At 69.2% G+C, this 17,749-nt stretch carries 13 protein-coding genes and 1 riboswitch; of the genes, 6 read left to right on the forward strand and 7 right to left on the reverse strand.

Translation table 11 applies throughout. The features are described 5' to 3' along the window. Positions 1-13: 13 nt before the first annotated feature. Positions 14-1,243: a bifunctional glutamate N-acetyltransferase/amino-acid acetyltransferase ArgJ gene (argJ, locus tag HZ992_RS02710; protein ID WP_209385165.1), complete on the forward strand. Its 1,230-nt coding sequence runs from the start codon at positions 14-16 to the stop codon at positions 1,241-1,243. Here the strand turns inward: argJ and HZ992_RS02715 are convergent. Further along, positions 1,221-2,033, reverse strand: coding sequence for a hypothetical protein (locus tag HZ992_RS02715; RefSeq protein WP_209385166.1), 813 nt, complete (start codon positions 2,031-2,033; stop codon positions 1,221-1,223). The genes argJ and HZ992_RS02715 overlap by 23 nt on opposite strands. Before the next feature lie 520 nt (positions 2,034-2,553). Here HZ992_RS02715 and HZ992_RS02720 point away from each other — a divergent pair. After that, complete coding sequence (locus HZ992_RS02720) at positions 2,554-3,915, forward strand: MFS transporter (protein WP_209385167.1); 1,362 nt, start codon at positions 2,554-2,556, stop codon at positions 3,913-3,915. Positions 3,916-3,932: 17 nt separating this feature from the next. Continuing rightward, positions 3,933-4,550 (forward strand): GNAT family N-acetyltransferase, encoded by a 618-nt coding sequence (locus HZ992_RS02725; protein ID WP_209385168.1) that lies wholly within the window; start codon positions 3,933-3,935, stop codon positions 4,548-4,550. On the opposite strand, the gene ugpQ is transcribed toward HZ992_RS02725, so the two are convergent. From ugpQ to ugpB, 5 genes are all read right to left on the reverse strand, one after another. Further along, positions 4,536-5,306, reverse strand: a complete 771-nt coding sequence (gene ugpQ / locus HZ992_RS02730) for a glycerophosphodiester phosphodiesterase (protein ID WP_371816778.1) — start codon at positions 5,304-5,306, stop codon at positions 4,536-4,538. The two genes, HZ992_RS02725 and ugpQ, sit on opposite strands and share 15 nt — an antisense overlap. 2 nt (positions 5,307-5,308) lie before the next feature. Continuing rightward, positions 5,309-6,379, reverse strand: a complete 1,071-nt coding sequence (locus HZ992_RS02735; RefSeq protein ID WP_209385169.1) for a sn-glycerol-3-phosphate import ATP-binding protein UgpC — start codon at positions 6,377-6,379, stop codon at positions 5,309-5,311. A 12-nt stretch (positions 6,380-6,391) separates the two neighbouring features. Continuing rightward, on the reverse strand, positions 6,392-7,249 hold the full coding sequence (gene ugpE / locus HZ992_RS02740) for a sn-glycerol-3-phosphate ABC transporter permease UgpE (RefSeq protein WP_209385170.1): 858 nt from the start codon (positions 7,247-7,249) through the stop codon (positions 6,392-6,394). An 80-nt stretch (positions 7,250-7,329) separates the two neighbouring features. Then, positions 7,330-8,217: a sn-glycerol-3-phosphate ABC transporter permease UgpA gene (gene ugpA, locus HZ992_RS02745; RefSeq protein WP_209385171.1), complete on the reverse strand. Its 888-nt coding sequence runs from the start codon at positions 8,215-8,217 to the stop codon at positions 7,330-7,332. A gap of 6 nt (positions 8,218-8,223) precedes the next feature. After that, positions 8,224-9,537: a sn-glycerol-3-phosphate ABC transporter substrate-binding protein UgpB gene (gene ugpB, locus HZ992_RS02750; protein ID WP_209385172.1), complete on the reverse strand. Its 1,314-nt coding sequence runs from the start codon at positions 9,535-9,537 to the stop codon at positions 8,224-8,226. A gap of 209 nt (positions 9,538-9,746) precedes the next feature. On the opposite strand from ugpB, the gene HZ992_RS02755 reads away from it, so the two are divergent. Together HZ992_RS02755 and HZ992_RS02760 are read left to right on the forward strand one after the other, a co-directional pair. Beyond that, entirely contained in the window at positions 9,747-13,655 is a 3,909-nt protein-coding gene (locus tag HZ992_RS02755; protein WP_209385173.1) for a DUF3683 domain-containing protein, read from the forward strand. Positions 13,656-13,789: 134 nt separating this feature from the next. Beyond that, positions 13,790-14,407, forward strand: a complete 618-nt coding sequence (locus HZ992_RS02760) for a DUF3047 domain-containing protein (protein WP_371816779.1) — start codon at positions 13,790-13,792, stop codon at positions 14,405-14,407. Positions 14,408-14,419: 12 nt separating this feature from the next. Here the strand turns inward: HZ992_RS02760 and HZ992_RS02765 are convergent, their stop codons facing one another. Beyond that, positions 14,420-15,397 (reverse strand): Bug family tripartite tricarboxylate transporter substrate binding protein, encoded by a 978-nt coding sequence (locus HZ992_RS02765; protein WP_209385175.1) that lies wholly within the window; start codon positions 15,395-15,397, stop codon positions 14,420-14,422. Positions 15,398-15,526: 129 nt separating this feature from the next. On the opposite strand from HZ992_RS02765, the gene HZ992_RS02770 reads away from it, so the two are divergent. Beyond that, on the forward strand, positions 15,527-17,515 hold the full coding sequence (locus tag HZ992_RS02770; RefSeq protein ID WP_209385176.1) for a GGDEF domain-containing protein: 1,989 nt from the start codon (positions 15,527-15,529) through the stop codon (positions 17,513-17,515). Positions 17,516-17,633: 118 nt separating this feature from the next. Beyond that, a riboswitch (cyclic di-GMP riboswitch) is annotated at positions 17,634-17,718 on the forward strand. Positions 17,719-17,749 lie beyond the last annotated feature (31 nt).

A 17,749-nucleotide genomic window follows, 5' to 3' on the forward strand; every position in this document is an offset into this window, starting at 1 on the left:
CGCGGAGCACGGCATGCCCGTCAACCTGAGCGCGCCGAACCCGGCGGACCTGCACCCGGTCGCGGGTGTCGAACTCGGCATCACCATGGCCGGCGTGCGCAAGGCGAATCGCCGCGACCTGCTGGTGGTGAAGCTGGCGCCGGGGGCGTCGGTGGCCGGCGTGTTCACCCAAAACCGCTTCTGCGCCGCGCCGGTGCAGGTCTGCCGCGAGCACCTCGGCGGCGAGCAGGGCATCCGTGCCATCGTCGTCAACACCGGCAACGCCAATGCCGGCACCGGTGCCGACGGGCTGGCGCGGGCGCGCTCGACCTGCGCGGCACTCGGCGCGCTGATGGGGGTGGCGGCCGAGCAGGTGCTGCCGTTCTCCACCGGCGTGATCATGGAGACGCTGCCCAGCGAGCGGATCGAGGCGGCGTTGCCCGCCGCGCTGGCAGACGCCAAGGCGGACCAGTGGGCCATGGCCGCACAGGCGATCATGACCACCGACACGCTGCCCAAGGCGGCGTCGCGGCAGGTGCAGATCGGCGGCCGCACGGTCACCATCACCGGCATCAGCAAGGGCGCCGGCATGATCCGGCCGAACATGGCGACCATGCTCGGTTTCATCGCCACCGACGCGGCGGTCGCGCCGCACCTGATGCAGGAGTTGGTGCGCGAAGCGGCCGACCGCTCCTTCAACCGAATCACGATCGACGGCGACACCTCGACCAACGACTCGTTCGTGCTGATCGCCACGCACCAGGCCGGCAACGCGCCGGTCGCGCAGGCCGAGTCGAGCGACGGCGCGTTGCTGCGCGAGGCGCTCATCGCCGTCGCCCAGCAACTCGCGCAGGCCATCGTGCGCGACGGCGAAGGCGCGACCAAGTTCATCACCGTGCGCGTGGACGGCGGCCGCACCAAGGAAGAATGCCGCCAGGCTGCCTACGCGATCGCGCACTCGCCGCTGGTCAAGACGGCCTTCTTCGCCAGCGACCCCAACCTCGGGCGCATCCTCGCCGCGGTGGGATACGCCGGCATCGCCGATCTCGACCAGTCGACCATCGACATGTTCCTCGACGACGTGCACGTCGTGCATCAAGGCGGCCGCCGCCCGGAGTACCGCGAGGAAGACGGCGCACGGGTGATGAAGCAGTCGGAGATCACCGTGCGCATCGATCTGCATCGCGGCAAGGCCCACGCCACGGTGTGGACCTGCGACCTCAGCTACGACTACGTGAAGATCAACGCGGATTACCGCAGCTGAGCCGCGCGGCGCGCTGCGCCGCGTGCAGGATCCACCCCGCCGCTGCCGCGGCTGCCAGGTGCTTGAGCGTGTGGCCGCTGACCCAGCCGCCCAGCGCGTCCAGCAAGGCATGGTCGGCCAGTTCGAAGCCCTTGGCGATCGCGTAGCCGGCGAGCACGCCCCACCAGGCGCTGTCCCGTACTGCTGAATGGGTCTGCCGAGGCAGCCGCATCCACAGCGCGGCCGGCACGATCAGCATGGGCAGGAACTGCACGAACAGGTAGGCGCGCAGGTCGCTGCGGCCGGCCAGTTCGCTGGCCCACCACAAGACCACCGACGCGCTGGCCAGCGCCAGCGCGGTCGCCAGCACGGCCGGCCGCGCCCAGCGCGGGTCCCGGCGCTCGGCGAGAAATACGCACAGCAACGCGGCGCAGGCCCAGGCGATGGGCAGGCGGTCGAAAGCCAGCGAGGCGTTGTGCGGTGCCCAGTGGTAGGCCGCCGAGCCGGCTGCAGTGGCCACCAGGGCGATTGCGAAGGCGCGCCACGGCAGCCATGCGCCCGTGCGCGGCTCGCCGCGGGCGGTCCATAACGCCCACAGCCCGGCGAACGCAAACGGCAGGTTGCTCAGCACGTCGGCGGCATGCGGGATGCCCCAGGCCTGCCGCTGGTCCGCGAACGCGTGGTAGCTGGCCCATTGGGCAATCGGCCCGTGCAGCAGCAAGGCCAGTGCGAGCAGCGCGGTCACGGCGAGCAGCACGAGGTCGCGCCGCGGCGAGGCGGCGGTGGATGAGGGCATCGAGGAAGTCGTCACGCGGGCTCCTGGTGGTACGAATCGGCGCGATGCTGCACGGCACGCCCCGGGTCGCACAAGCGAGCCTGCTCAGGTGCGCGCGCCGGGCACCGGCGGTATCGCGCCGTGGCACCGCGCTTCGCGTCAACGCCGCACAACGCCCCCCACGTTTGCCGCATTGCGCGTCTCGGCGGCTCGCTGCTAGGATGTTTCCATCGCATTCAGCACGACGCCCATGACCACCGCCCACCACTCACTACACCACGCCGGCACCGGCGCGTGTGCGTGGTGCATGGCGTGGTCGATTGCGGCCTCGCGATCGCAGCGTCCAGCCACCGCCGCAGCTGGCCTTTGCGCCGTGAATCGCCCGTTCAAGCGGGCGTTCGCCGACATCTAGTCCTCTCAGCCCTGCCTCTACCGAGGCCCCCGCTGAGAGATCGGCGGGGAGATCGGGTCCTTCGATTCCCTCGCCACACCGGGTCCAACGACCCATCAGGGTGCCCACCGGCGCCCGCCGAGAGAAGAACGAGAGGTGGCAACCATGACCCAATGGCTGCTGAGTCTGAAAGAGAGTGCGCTGGTGCGGCTGCTGCGATGGCTGGACGGCGTGCTGCCGCGCGACGACCTGCTGCGCCAGGCCACCTACCGTCGCCTGTGGACGTCGATCCTGATCAGCTCCTTCGGTGGGCAGGTCACGATGCTCGCGCTGCCGCTCACGGCGGCGGTGCTGCTGAATGCCTCGCCCACCCAGATGGGCCTGCTGACGGCGATGGAGATCGTGCCCTTCGTGCTGTTCTCGCTGCCTTCCGGCGTGTGGCTGGATCGCGTGCGCAAGCTGCCGGTCTACGTGGTCGGCGAGTCGGCGCTGTCCGTCGTCGTGGCCAGCGTACCGCTGGCATGGTGGCTGGGCTGGCTGACGATGCCCTGGCTGTACGTCGTCGGCTTCGTCATCGGCACCATCTACACCACGGCCGGCTCGGCCGCGCAGATCGTGCTCACGCAGGTGGTGGCACGCGAGCGGCTGGTCGAGGCGCACGCGAAGAACGCGCTGGCCACCTCGGGGGCCGAGGTCGCCGGGCCGGGTTTCGCCGGGGCGTTGATCAAGCTCGTCGGTGCGCCGCTCGCGCTGCTGGTCGACGCGGTGCTGCTGCTGGTGTCGGCCGGCATCCTGCGCGGCATCGTCGTCAACGAGGAGCGGCTGGTGCGGCACGATGCGCACTTCTGGCGCGACCTGAAGACCGGCGTGCGCTTCGTCGCGCGGCAGAAGCTGCTGGTGGCGCTGGCCTGTGCGGTCGGCGTGTGGCAGATGTGCCACCACGCGGCGATCGTGGTGCAGATCCTCTTCGCCACACGCACGCTCGGGCTGAGCGAGCAGGCGGTCGGCCTGAGCTACATGGGCATGGGCCTGGGCACCATCGTCGCGAGCGTCTACGGCAACCGCATCAGCCGGCGCATCGGCCCGGGCCGCTGCCTGACGCTGGGCTTCGCCATCTGCGGCGCCGGCTGGCTGATGCTCGCCTTCGCGCCGGCCAATCGCTGGGGCGTGGCGGCGTTCGCGCTGATGCTGCTGATGTTCTCGGCCGGCGCGGTGCTGGTGTTCATCAACTTCCTGGCGCTGCGCCAAGCGGTCACGCCCGAGCCGCTGCTGGGGCGCATGACGAGCACGATGCGCTGGCTGATCCTGATCCCTGCCGGACCGGGCGCGCTGCTGGGCGGCTGGCTGGGCGAGCACGTCGGCCTGCGGGCCTCGCTCGGCTTTGCCGGCGGCACGGCGCTGCTGCTCGCGCTGGTGGCCTCGCGCGTGCCGGTGATCCGCGACCTGCGCGAACTGCCCAAGCCCGAACAGCACGACGACTGGCTGGGCGCCGAATCCGCCGGCATCGTCCCCGAACCCACGAAATGAAGAAAGGAGAACCTGCCATGGACCCGCTGTTGATCGAGGTGCCCGAGCGTATCGAGACCGAGCGCCTGATCCTGCGCTGCCCGAAGCCCGGCGACGGAGCGACGGTGAACGAGGCCGAGCGCGAGACGCTGGCCGAGCTCAAGCCTTGGATGCCCTGGGCACAGACGGCCAAGAGCCTGGACGAGTCCGAGGCGTATTGCCGCCGCATGCAGGCGCGCTACCTGCTGCGCGAGGACCTGGTGATGTTCATGTTCGAGCGCGACGTGCTGGGCCGGGAAGGGCGATTCCTCGGCGGCACCGGGCTTCACCGCATCGACTGGTCGCTGCGCAGCTTCGAGATCGGCTACTGGCGGCGCAAGGGGTTCGGCGGCCGCGGCTACATCACCGAGGCGGCGCGTGGCCTCGCGCGGCTGGCCTTCGATCGCCTCGGCGCGCGGCGCGTGGAGATCCGCACCGACGACGGCAACTCGGCGAGCTGGAAGGTGGCCGAGCGCGCCGGCTTCACGCTCGAGGCGCTGCTGCGCGGCGACAGCCTCACGCCGACGGGCGAGGTGCGCAGCACCCGCGTCTATGCGCGCGTGCGCGGCATCGAGGAGCCGCTGGGCACGGCGCTGGCCAGTTCAGTCCAGCACTGAGGTGCCGGGCGAGAACTTGTCGACCGCGTCGGTGATCAGGCCATCGATGCCCAGGCGCAGCTGGCGCTGCGCCTCGGCGGCATCGTTGACGGTGTAGACGAGGGCGCGCATGCCAACCGCGTGCAGTTGTGCGATCAGCCCCGCGTCCATCAGGTTGTAGTTGGTCACGCAGGCCACGCAGCCCAGCCCCCGGGCGATGTCGAACCAGCCGCTCCACAACGTGTCCAGCAGCAGCGCGCGGGGCAGTTGCGGGGCCGTCTCCTTCGCACCCTGCAGCGACTCGGGGCGGAAGGAGCTGAGCAGCGGCGGCAGCGCCACGCCCGTGCGGTCGGCGGCCCACAGCCGCGCGGCCTCGCGCGCCACCACGCGGCCGGTCTCGAGTTCGTCGCCCGGCGTCGGCTTGATCTCGATGTTCAGCGCAAATCCGTTGCGCAGGCAGTAGGCGGCCACCGCCTCCAGGCTCGGGATGGGCTCGCCGGCGAACGCCCGGCTGTGCCAGCCGCCGGCGTCCAGACGCGAGAGTTCGCTCCACGGGCGCTCGCCCGCCGTGCCGCGCTCGGGTGTCGTGCGCTGCAGCGTGGCGTCGTGCAGCAGGAATGGCTGGCCGTCGGCACTGAGCTTCAGGTCGCACTCGAAGGCGCGGTAGCCGTGCGCGGCACCGATGCGGAAGGCCGCCAGCGTGTTTTCCGGCGCCAGTTTGCCCGCGCCACGGTGGGCGATCCACAGGGGGTAGGGCCAGGGGTCCATGGCCTGCATGGTCAGGCGATGCGCTGCTGCGTCGCCGCGTCGAACCAGTGCAGGTGCTCGGGCGGGCCCTGCAGTGTCAGTGTCTCGCCCACGCGCGGCGCGCCCAGCGTCGCGTCGATGCGCACGGTGAACAGCGTGCTGCCGATCAGGCCATGCACGAGGCGCTCGGCGCCCAGCATCTCGGTCATCTCGACGCGGAACGGCCAGCCCAGGCCGCCGGCCGGGCGCAGCGCGGCGTGTTCGGGGCGCAGGCCGATGATCAGCTCGCCCGAGCGCGGGGCGGCAGCCGGCAGCGGCAGGATCTGCCCGTCGACGGTGAAGCGCGAGCTGTCGGCCTGGCCCTTCACCAGGTTCATCGGCGGCGAACCGATGAAGCCAGCGACGAAGGTCGTGGCGGGCCGCGCATAGACCTCTTCCGGCGTGCCGATCTGCTCCATGCGGCCGGCGTTCATGACGATCATGCGCTGCGCCAGCGTCATCGCCTCGACCTGGTCGTGGGTCACGAACAGCGAGGTCACGCCGAGTTCGGCATGCAGCTTCTGGATCTCCAGCCGCGTCTGCGCACGCAGCTTGGCGTCGAGGTTGGACAGCGGCTCGTCGAACAGGAACACCTGTGGCTGGCGCACGATCGCGCGGCCCATCGCCACGCGCTGTCGCTGGCCGCCCGACAGCTCGCGCGGCTTGCGCGCGAGGAAGGGCCCGAGCTGCAGGATGCCGGCGGCCTTGTCGACGCGCCGCTTGATCTCCTCCACCGGCACCTTGGCGATCTTCAGGCCATAGGCCATGTTCTCGAACACCGTCATGTGCGGGTACAGCGCGTAGTTCTGGAACACCATCGCGATGTCGCGCTCGCTCGGCTCGATGTCGTTGACGACGCGCCCGGAGATCGAGATCTGCCCGTCGGAGATCTCTTCGAGGCCGGCCACCATTCGCAGCAGCGTGCTCTTGCCGCAGCCGGAAGGTCCGACGATGACGATGAATTCGCCGTCGGCGATCTCGGCGTCGACGCCATGGATCACCTGGTTCGCCTTCGGCCCGCTGCCGTAGCGCTTGACGACCTTGTGGATGCTGATCGCGCCCATGACTGCCTTCTCTTATTTTTCGGTGTCCACGAGGCCCTTGACGAACCAGCGCTGCATCAGCAGCACGACGAAGGCCGGCGGCAGCATGGCGAGGATCGCCGTGGCCATGATCAGGTTCCACTCGTTGGCCGCGTCACCGCCGACGAACATGCGCTTGATGCCCATCACGATGGGGTACATGCTCTCGTCGGTGGTCACGAGCAGCGGCCACAGGTACTGGTTCCAGCCGTAGATGAACTGGATGACGAACAGCGCCGCGATCGAGGTCATCGACAGCGGCACCAGCACGTCCTTGAAGAATCGCATCGGGCCGGCGCCGTCGATGCGCGCTGCCTCGACCAGTTCGTCGGGCACGGTGAGGAAGAACTGGCGGAACAGGAAGGTCGCGGTGGCCGAGGCGACCAGCGGCACCGTCAACCCGGCGAAGCTGTTGAGCATGCCCAGGTTCGACACCACCTCGTAGGTCGGCCCGATGCGCACCTCCACCGGCAGCATCAGCGTGATGAACACCATCCAGAAGCACAGCCCTCGGCCGGGGAAGCGGAAGTAGACGAAGGCGAAAGCCGACAGCAGCGAGATCGCGATCTTGCCCAGCGCGATGCTGACGGCACTGACCAGGCTGACCCACAGCATCGGCGCCACCGGCGCCACCTTGCTGCCGTAGCTGGTGGTGCCGCCGAACAGGGCGATGCGGTAGGTCTCCAGCATGTGCCCGCCCGGCGCCATCGACATCGGCGCCTGCTGCACGATCTGCTCCGAGGTCTGCGTCGAGGCGATCAAGGTCACGTAGACCGGGAAAGCCACGACGATCACGCCGAGCATCAGCACGAGGTGGGAGATCGCTCGGCCGACTTTGTCGCGTTCGACCATGTCAGGCTCCGGCGCCGAGCCGCCTCAAGCCGGAGCTGCGCCCCTTGGGGGCAGGAGCGATGAGCGACTGGGGGGCCATATCAGTACTGCACTTTCTTCTCGACGTAGCGGAACTGCACGACGGTGAGCGCCACGACGATCGCCATCAGCACCACCGACTGCGCCGCCGAGCCGCCCATGTCCAGCGCCTTGAAGCCGTCGTAGTAGACCTTGTAGACGAGGATCGCGGTGTCCTTGCCCGGCCCGCCGTTGGTGGCCGCGTCGACGATCGCGAAGGTGTCGAAGAAGGCGTAGACGATGTTGATCACCAGCAGGAAGAAAGTGGTGGGCGTCAGCAGCGGGAACACGATGGTCCAGAAGCGCCGCCAGGGCCGTGCGCCGTCGATCGCCGCCGCCTCGATCAGGCTTTTCGGGATGCTCTGCAGCCCGGCCAGGAAGAACAGGAAGTTGTAGGAGATCTGCTTCCACACTGCCGCCATCACGATCAGCGCCATCGCGTGCGTGCCGTTGAGCAGGTGGTTCCAGTCGAAGCCCATGGCGCGCAGCGCATAGCTGACAATGCCCACCGAGGGCGCGAACATGAACAGCCAGAGCACGCCGGCCACCGCCGGTGCCACCGCATAGGGCCAGATCAGCAGCGTCTTGTAGATCGCCGCGCCGCGCACCACGCGGTCGGCCATCACCGCCAGCAGCAGCGCGATCGACAGCCCGCAACCCGCCACCAGCACCGAGAACACCGCGGTGGTCTTGAACGAGGCCAGGTAGGTCTCGTCCTCCCACAGGCGCTGGAAGTTCTGCATGCCGACGAACTCGGTCGTCGTGCCGAAGGCGTCCTGCTGCAGAACGCTCTGGTAGAGCGCCTGGCCCGCAGGCCAGAAGAAGAAGACCAGGATGACCGCCATCTGGGGTGCTATCAGCACCCAGGGCAGCCACCAGCTCTTGAAGAGAACGCGCTTCTCGACGGCCAAGATGTCTCAGCTCTTGTTCGCTTTTTCGAAGCGCTCGAGCTGTTCGTTGCCGCGCTTGACCGCGGCCTCGATGCCTTCCTGCGCGCCTTTCTTGCCGCTCCAGATGTTCTCCATCTCCTCGTCGATGATGGTGCGGATCTGCACGAAGTTGCCGAGGCGAATGCCGCGCGACTTGTCGGTCGTCTTTCGGATCATCTGCGTCACCGAGACGTCGGTGCCGGGGTTCTGCTTGTAGAAGCCGCTCTTCTCGGTCAGCTCGAACGAGGGCAGCGTGACCGGCAGGTAGCCGGTGCGCTGGTGGCTGGCGGCGGCCACGTCGGCCTTGGACAGGTGGGCGAAGAACTGCGCGACACCCTTGTACTCCGCGGCCTTCTTGCCCGACATCACCCACAGGCTGGCGCCACCGATCACGGTGTTCTGCGGCGCGCCCGGCACGTCGGGGTAGTAGGGCAGCGTCGAGATGCCGGCGGCGAACTTGGCGTTGCGCTTGATGCTGCCGTACAGCGCCGAGGTGGCGGTGGCCATCGCGCATTCGCCGGACACGAAGGTCGCGTCGGCGGCGTTGCCGCGCCCCTTGTAGACGAACAGGCCCTGCTTGGCCATGTTGGCCAGGTTCTCGATGTGGCGCACGTGCAGCGGCGTGTTGAAGGCCAGCCGCGTGTCCAGGCCACCGAAGCCGTTGCGCTTGGTGGCGAACTCGACGTTGTGCCAGGCCGAGAAGCTCTCGAGCTGCGTCCAGCTCTGCCAACTGGTGGTGAACGGGCACTTGTGGCCGCTGGCCTTGAGCTTGGCCGCGGCCAGGGTCACTTCCGGCCAGGTCTTGGGCGGGTTCTCGGGGTCGAGGCCGGCGGCCTTGAAGGCGTCCTTGTTGTAGTGGAACACCGGCGTCGAGCTGTTGAACGGGAAGCTCAGCATCTGGCCGTTCGGCGCCGTGTAGTAGCCGGCCACCGCGGGCACGTAGATCTTCGGGTCGAACTTCTGGCCGGCGTCGGCCATCACCTTGCCCACCGGCACGATGGCGCCCTTGCTGGCCATCATGGTGGCGGTGCCGACCTCAAAGACCTGCAGGATGTGCGGTGCGTTGCCGGCGCGGAAGGCGGCGATCGCGGCGGTCATCGACTCGTCGTAGCTGCCCTTGAAGGTGGGCACGATCTTGTAGTCCTTCTGGCTGGCGTTGTACTCCTTGGCCAGGTCGTTGACCCATTCGCCCAGGGCGCCGCCCATCGAATGCCACCACTGGATCTCGGTCTGTGCCTGGGCCGGGCCGGCCAGGGCGGCGCCGAGAACGAGGCAGGGAAGGGCGAGGCGAGAAGGCTTCATGACGGCTCCGTGAGGGAAATGTGACGCGCCGGGCGGCGGGCCGGCCAGTCTAGGCTGGCGATGTGACAGCCGCGTTTATGGTCCCGGGCGCTCGCCGAGGCAACGGGGATAACCCGCCGCGCCGGCCCGGGCCGGCCAAGGGGATTGCTGCACTGCGCTACGATTCGCCTCCAAGCGCCAATACGGGGGCCGAGGCGCCCCCGGTCCCCATGAACGCACCCGTTTCCCTGACCCACATGGCCGCCGTCGCCAGCGCCGGTGCCGCGGCCGACGCGGGCGCGCCCCGCCTGCGCGAGATCCCCTACAACTACACCTCGTTCTCCGACCGCGAGATCGTCATCCGCCTGCTCGGGCCGCGCGCCTGGGAAGTGCTCAACCGGCTGCGCGAGGAGCGCCGCACCGGCCGTTCGGCGCGCATGCTCTACGAGGTGCTGGGCGACATCTGGGTGGTGCAGCGCAACCCCTACCTGCAGGACGACCTGCTGGACAACCCGAAGCGCCGCGCCGCGCTGATCGAGGCCCTGCATCACCGCCTGGGCGCCATCGAGTCGCGCCGCGCGCCACAGGCGGACGGCGAGCGCGATGCCTTCGTCGGCGAGCTGCTGGTGTCGGCACGGTCGGCAGTGGAGCGATTCGAGCAGCAGTTCGACGAGATGGCCGAGCTGCGCCGCCGCGTCGTCAGGGTGCTCGGCCGCGTGACGGCCAAGGACAACGTCAAGTTCGACGGCCTGTCGCGCGTGGCCCACGTCACCGACGCGACCGACTGGCGCGTCGAGTACCCCTTCGTCGTGCTCACGCCCGACACCGAGGCCGAGATGGCCGCGCTGGTCAAGGGCTGCATCGAACTCGGCCTGACCATCATCCCGCGCGGCGGCGGCACCGGCTACACCGGCGGCGCCGTGCCGCTGACCTGGAACAGCGCGGTCATCAACACCGAGAAGCTGGAGACCATGACCGAGGTCGAGATGGTCACCCTGCCCGGTGTGGACCACCCGGTGGCCACCGTCTGGACCGAAGCCGGCGTGGTCACGCAGCGCGTGGCCGATGCCGCCGAGCGTGCCGGCCATGTGTTCGCCGTCGACCCGACCTCGGCCGAAGCCTCGTGCATCGGCGGCAACATCGCCATGAACGCCGGCGGCAAGAAGGCGGTGCTGTGGGGCACGGCGCTGGACAACCTGGCCTCGTGGCGAATGGTCACGCCGCAGGCGCAGTGGCTCGAGGTGGTGCGGCTGAACCACAACCTCGGCAAGATCCACGACGTCGAGGTCGCGAGCTTCGAGCTGCGCACCTTCGCCGCCGACGGCAAGACGCCGATCCGCACCGAGCGGCTGGACATCCCGGGCAGCACCTTCCGCAAGGAAGGTCTGGGCAAGGACGTCACCGACAAGTTCCTCGCCGGACTGCCCGGCATCCAGAAGGAAGGCTGCGACGGCCTCATCACCAGCGCGCGCTGGGTCGTGCATCGCATGCCCGCGCACATGCGCACGGTGTGCCTGGAGTTCTTCGGCAACGCGCGCGACGCGGTGCCCTCGATCGTCGAGATCAAGGACTTCATGTTCGCCGAGGCCAAGCGCGGCGGGGCGATCCTGGCCGGCCTGGAGCACCTGGACGACCGCTACCTGAAGGCGGTGGGTTACGCCACCAAGAGCAAGCGCGGCGGCCTGCCGAAGATGGTGCTGGTGGGCGACATCGCCGGCGACGACGCCGACGTGGTGGCGCGCGCCACCAGCGAGGTGGTGCGCATCGCCAACAGCCGCGCGGGCGAGGGCTTCATCGCCGTCAGCGCCGATGCGCGCAAGAAGTTCTGGCTCGACCGCAAGCGCACCGCGGCGATCAGCAAGCACACCAACGCCTTCAAGATCAACGAGGACGTGGTGATCCCGCTGCCGCGCATGGGCGAGTACACCGAGGGCATCGAGCGCATCAACATCGAGCTCAGCCTGCGCAACAAGCTGGCGCTGGTGGATGCGCTGGAGGCCTTCTTCGTCGAGGGCAACCTGCCGCTGGGCAGGAGTGACGACGCCGGCGAGATCGCCAGCGCCGAACTGCTCGAAGACCGCGTGCAGCAGGCGCTGGTGGTGCTGCGCGACGTGCGTGCGCTGTGGCTGCACTGGATGGCGCAGCTCGACCTCGTGCAGGCCGACACCGGGCGCACGATCTTCACCGACCTGCAGGACCACACCCTTCGCGCCTCGTGGAAGACGCAGATCCGCGCGCCGCTCTCGAGCATCTTCGCCGGCGCGGCGCTGGAGCCCATCGTCGACGCCTGCCAGAAGATCCACGGCCAGGTGCTCAAGGGCCGCGTCTGGGTGGCGCTGCACATGCACGCCGGCGACGGCAACGTGCACACCAACATCCCGGTGAACAGCGACAACTACGAGATGCTGCAGACCGCGCATGAGGCGGTGGGCCGCATCATGGCGCTGGCGCGTCGGCTGGACGGCGTGATCTCCGGCGAGCACGGCATCGGCATCACCAAGCTGGAGTTCCTGACCGAGGACGAACTCTCCGGCTTCACCGACTACAAGCAGCGCGTCGACCCCGAGGGCCGCTTCAACAAGGGCAAGCTGCTGCGCGGCGGGGCCTTGAAGGCGGACCTGACCAACGCCTACACGCCCAGCTTCGGCCTGATGGGGCACGAGTCGCTGATCATGCAGCAGAGCGACATCGGCCAGATCGCCGACTCGGTGAAGGACTGCCTGCGTTGCGGCAAGTGCAAGCCGGTGTGCGCGACGCACGTGCCGCGCGCCAACCTGCTGTACAGCCCGCGCAACAAGATCCTCGCCACCTCGCTGCTGATCGAGGCCTTCCTCTACGAGGAGCAGACGCGCCGCGGCATCAGCATCAAGCACTGGCAGGAATTCGAGGACGTGGCCGACCACTGCACCGTCTGCCACAAGTGCCTGTCGCCCTGCCCGGTGAAGATCGATTTCGGCGACGTCTCGATGAACATGCGCAACCTGCTGCGCAAGATGGGGCAGAAGAGCTTCCGGCCGGGCAATGCGGTGGCGATGATGTTCCTCAACGCCACCAACCCCGAGACGATCCGGCTGATGCGCCGCGGCATGGTCGACGTGGGCTTCAAGGTCCAGCGCTTCGCCAACAACCTGCTGCGCGGCCTGGCCAACAAGCAGACCGCCGCGCCGCCGGCCACCGTGGGCACCGCACCGATCAAGGCGCAGGTGATCCACTTCATCAACAAGAAGATGCCCGGCGGCCTGCCCAAGCGCACCGCGCGCGCGCTGCTGGACATCGAGGACAAGGACTACGTCCCGATCATCCGCGACCCGAAGGCGACCACCGCCGACAGCGAGGCGGTGTTCTACTTCCCCGGTTGCGGCTCGGAGCGGCTCTTTTCGCAGGTCGGCCTGGCGACGCAGGCCATGCTCTGGCACGCCGGCGTGCAGACGGTGCTGCCGCCAGGGTATCTCTGCTGCGGCTATCCGCAGCGCGGCAGCGGGCAGTTCGACAAGGCCGAGAAGATGATCACCGACAACCGGGTGCTCTTTCACCGCGTCGCCAACACGCTGAACTACCTGGACATCAAGACCGTGGTGGTCAGCTGCGGCACCTGCTACGACCAGCTGCAGGGCTACAAGTTCGAGGACATCTTCCCCGGCTGCCGCATCGTCGACATCCATGAATACCTGCTCGAGAAGGGCATCACGCTCGACGCGAGCCAGGCCGCCGGCGGCTACCTCTTCCACGACCCCTGCCACAGCCCGATGAAGCTGCAGGAGCCGATGAAGACGGTGAAGGCGCTTGTCGGCGAGAACGTGCGCAAGAGCGAGCGCTGCTGCGGCGAGAGCGGCACGCTGGGCGTCTCGCGGCCCGACATCTCAACGCAAGTCCGCTTCCGCAAGACGGAGGAACTGCAGCGTGACGAGGCCGCCTTGCGCGCCACCGGCGCCGTGCCCGCCACGGGCACGCTGAAGATCCTCACTTCCTGCCCGAGCTGCCTGCAGGGCCTGTCGCGCTACACCGGCGACCTGAACAATGGCCTGCTGGAGGCCGACTACATCGTCGTCGAGATGGCGAACAAGATCCTCGGGCCCGACTGGCTGCCGGACTACGTCGAACGCGCCAACGACGGCGGCATCGAACGCGTGCTGGTGTAGTGGGCGTGGACCGCCGGCACTGGTGCCTCGCCGCGGCGGGCCTGCTGGCCGGCTGCGGGGGCGTTCCTGTGAGGCGCGCGCCGGACTCGCCGGCGGGCCGACTGCCCCCGTTCTCGGCGATCTTTCGCGGCGCCGTGCTCCCCGCGGGCTGGCTTCCGCACGTGATGCGCCGCGACCGCGCGCCGACGCTGTATTCGCTCGACGAGCGCGACGGTCGCGTGGCAGTGCACGCGATGGCCGACCGCTCCACCTCGGGCCTGCGCTGCGACGTCGACATCGACCCGCAGGCCACGCCCTGGCTGAGCTGGGAATGGCGCGTCGACCAGGTGCCTGACGGCGCCTCGGTCGAGGACGACGATCGCGACGATTCGCCGGCACGCGTGGTCGTGGCCTTCGATGGCGACGTGTCGACCCTGAGCTTGCGCGACCGGCTGTTCCGCGACACCGTGGAGCTGTTCACCGGCACCACGCTGCCATTCGCCACGCTGATGTACGTCTGGGACGGGCAGGCGCCGCCCGAGCGCGTCGTCGCCTACCCGCGCACCGCGCGCGTGCAGTACCTCGTGGTCGAGAGCGGCGCCGAGCGCGCGGGCCGCTGGCTCGGCTACCGCCGCAACGTGCTGGCCGATTACCGCCGCGTGTTCGGCGGCGAGCCCGGGCGCATCCGCCATGTCGGCCTGCTGGCCGACACCGACGACCTGAAGGTGCGCACCGACTCCTGGTTCGCCAACCTCGCGTTCAGCGCCGCCTGAGCGGCAGAAGCATCAGTCTGCCGAGAGCTTGCGCTCCTTGATGAGCGTGTGCCAGAAGCTCGTTTCCTTCTGCAGGAAGGCCGCCAGCGCGGGTCCATCGGTTGGCGTGACCTCCAGCCCGAAGTCCTCGAGCTTGGCCTTCACCTCGGGCGTGGCGATGGCCTTGTTCATCTCGGCGCTCAGGCGCGTGACGATGTCGGCCGGTGTGCCCTTGGGCACGAACAGGCCTTGCCACGCGGTGACCTCGAAATCCTTCACGCCCAGTTCGTCGAGCGTGGGCACGTCCGGCAGCGAGGGGATGCGCTTCTTCGACATCACCGCCAGCGCCTTCACCTTGCCCGAGCGGATCTGCGGCAGGCCGGCCGCGGTGTCGAGCACCATCATCGGCACCTGGCCGGCGATGACATCCTGCACCGCCATCGCCGTGCCGCGATAGGGCACGTGCACGACGAAGGCCTGGGTGCGGTCCTTCAGGAGTTCCATCGCCAGATGGTGCGGGCTGCCGACGCCGGGCGACGCATAGCTGAACTTGCCCGGGTTCTTCTTGATGTCGTCGAGCAACTGCTTGCCGCTGGCGAAGCCGGCGTTCGGGTTCACGGCAAGGATCAGCGGGAAGCGCGCCATGAAGCCCACCGGCGTCAGGTCACTCGGCGCGTAGGGGATCTTCTTGTACATCGCCTCGTGGAACACCATCGCGCCGTTGTCGCCGGTGACGATGGTGTAGCCGTCGGGCGGTGACTTGGCGGCGTTGTCGGTGCCGATGATGCCGGCCGCACCCGGGCGGTTGTCGATCACGATCGTCTGGCCGAGCTGCTTGGCCAGCTGAGGCGAGAGCTGCCTCGCGAGGAAGTCCGAGCCGCCGCCGGCCGGGTAGGCCACCACCCAGCGCACCGGCTTGGACGGCCAGGCCTGGCCGAAGGCGTGCAGGGGCGAAAGCGCGGCGACGAGGCCGAGGCCGACGAGAGCGCGGCGGGGCAGGGCGAGGGTCATGGCGGTGGGCGCTGTGCTGAAGACGAAGCGGGCATCTTAGCGGGCCCGCTTTCCGGGGGGGCCTGGGTTCGCACCCCTTCGGCTCAGGCGAGAATGTCGGCCCCGACACGTTTGCGACCCTTGTTCTCCATGCCCTGGTCACCGCGCTGCCGACCGGTCCCCGAACGGCCACGACCCCCTGCTGCGACGCCGCTGTGGCGGGTCTGGGCGTCGGCGCTGGCGCTGCTGGCCAGCTCGGCGGCGCTGGCCGGGCCGGCCTACCCCGAGGCGCTGCGCCCCGTGCAGGATCAGGCCCTGGACGACCCTGCCGCAGCCGTCGCCCTGGCCGATGCGACGCTGGACACGCTCGATTCGGAATCGCGCTTCTGGCGGCTGCTCGGCAAAGCCGCCGCCTACACGCTGATCGACCAACCCAGCGCCGCGCAGCGCTCCGTCGACGAGGCCCGCGCGCGGCTGGGCCGGGTGCCGGCCGCCACGCCGCGCCACCATCTGTGGCTCGAGGCCTTTGCGATCGGCGCCCAGTTCCGCACCGAGGATTCCGCCAGCCTCATTCCGCGCAGCGTGGAGTTGCGCCGTGCCGCGGCGGCGCTGGCCGACGAATACCTGCTGTGCGAGATCGCCGCGGGCGACCTGTTCCTGCTGCGCGACACGCATGCGCTGGACGAGGCCTGGCGCGTCGCCGAGGAAACCGAACGCTGCGGTCGCAAGCTCGGTCTGCTGCACCTGGAGACCAATGCGCTGATCGCCATGGGAAGCATGGCCGGCACGTTGACCGGCAAGGCGCCGACCGACAGCTACTTCGAGCGTGCGCTCGAGGTGCTGGGCGCACAGCCGGCGCGATTCCAGCGCGGCTGGATCGAGTGGGAGCGCGGCAACATGCTGACGCGCCAGGGCCAGGGCGAGAAGGCCGCCCGTTCCTTCGAGACCTCGCTGGCGCGCAGCCGCGAAATCGGCGACGCCGCGGGCGAAGCAATCGTCACCCTCGACCTGGCCGCACTGCGGCTGTCGCAGGACGAGCCGCAGCGGGTGCTCGAGCTGGTTCGCGGCGTACTGCCGGGCGTGCAAGGCACCGAGGCGCCGGTGCGCCTGGCCAGCGCGCGGGGCCTGCTCATCGAGGCCCTGACTCGACTCAAGCGCGCCGAAGTGCTGCAGGAGATCGACAAGGCTCGTGCGCTCGACAACATGGTGCTGCCGCCGCTGGAGCGGGCCCGACTCGCCCAGCGGGTGGCCGACGGCTATGCGTCGCAGGGCCTGCACCGGGAGGCCTATGCGGAGCTCAAGCGCGCCACCCAGGCGGTGTCGCAGAGCCAGCAGTCGGTCCGCGACACGCAGGTCCTTCGGCTGCAGGCTCGCTACGAGATTGCGCGGCGCGAGGCCGAGGTGGCCGACCTGCGCCACCGTGCCGAGGCCGATCGGCTGGCGCTCAAGGCCCGCGAGGCCCAGCAGCAGGCGTTGTGGGCCGCGTTGGTGGCGCTGGTCGGGCTGCTGGCCTTCGCGTTCTGGTTGGGCGCCAGGGCACTGCGCCGCCGCCGGCAGCTCGCTGACCTGGTGATGCGCGACGACCTCACCGGCATGCCGAACCGGCGCGCCATCCTGGCCTTCGCGCAGGAGCAGTTCCGCCTGTGCCGCAAGCTCGACATGCCGCTGAGCATCGCGGTGGTCGACCTCGACCACTTCAAGCAGGTCAACGACCGGGGCGGCCATGCGGCCGGTGATCGCGTGCTGCGCGCCTTCGCACAAGCCGCCAGCGAGGTGCTGCGCGGTCAGGAACGTCTGGGCCGCTACGGTGGAGATGAATGGCTGCTCGTCATGCCCGGTACGGGCATGGAAGAGATCACGATGATCTTCGAGCGCCTGCGCCACCAGCTGGCAGCGCAGGCCGTGCATGGCCTGCCTCACCCGCACGGCATCACGCTGTCGATGGGGGCGGCGGCCTTGCGCGACACGTTCGAGTCGGTCGAGGCACTGGTCGACGAGGCCGATCGCCAGCTCTACCGCGCCAAGGCCGAAGGCCGCAATACGCTGCGCCACGCGAGCGCCGACGAGCGATCAGGGGCGGCGCACTCCGGCGCGCTCGAGGCGGAACCGGATCGCAACCCGGTGGCTGTCTCCGCCTGATTTCGCTGCGCCGGCGCGACTGACGCCCTCGCGCGACATCCCGATCGGGCCAGAAATCACGGCATGGCCGGTTCACTGCAGCGCAGCCGGTGACATCTTGTTACGGCGCGGCTACAGTCGTCGTTTGTCGCAAACCTCGTGAAAGCGAGGGACGCAAAGCCTCCGGCCTACAGCAGCAATGCCAGGGTAGCGGGGCTGCCGGATCGCCTTCGCGATCTGGCCTCGAACCCCCAC

This window comes from Rhizobacter sp. AJA081-3 (genome assembly GCF_017795745.1).
Lineage (GTDB): Bacteria > Pseudomonadota > Gammaproteobacteria > Burkholderiales > Burkholderiaceae_C > Piscinibacter.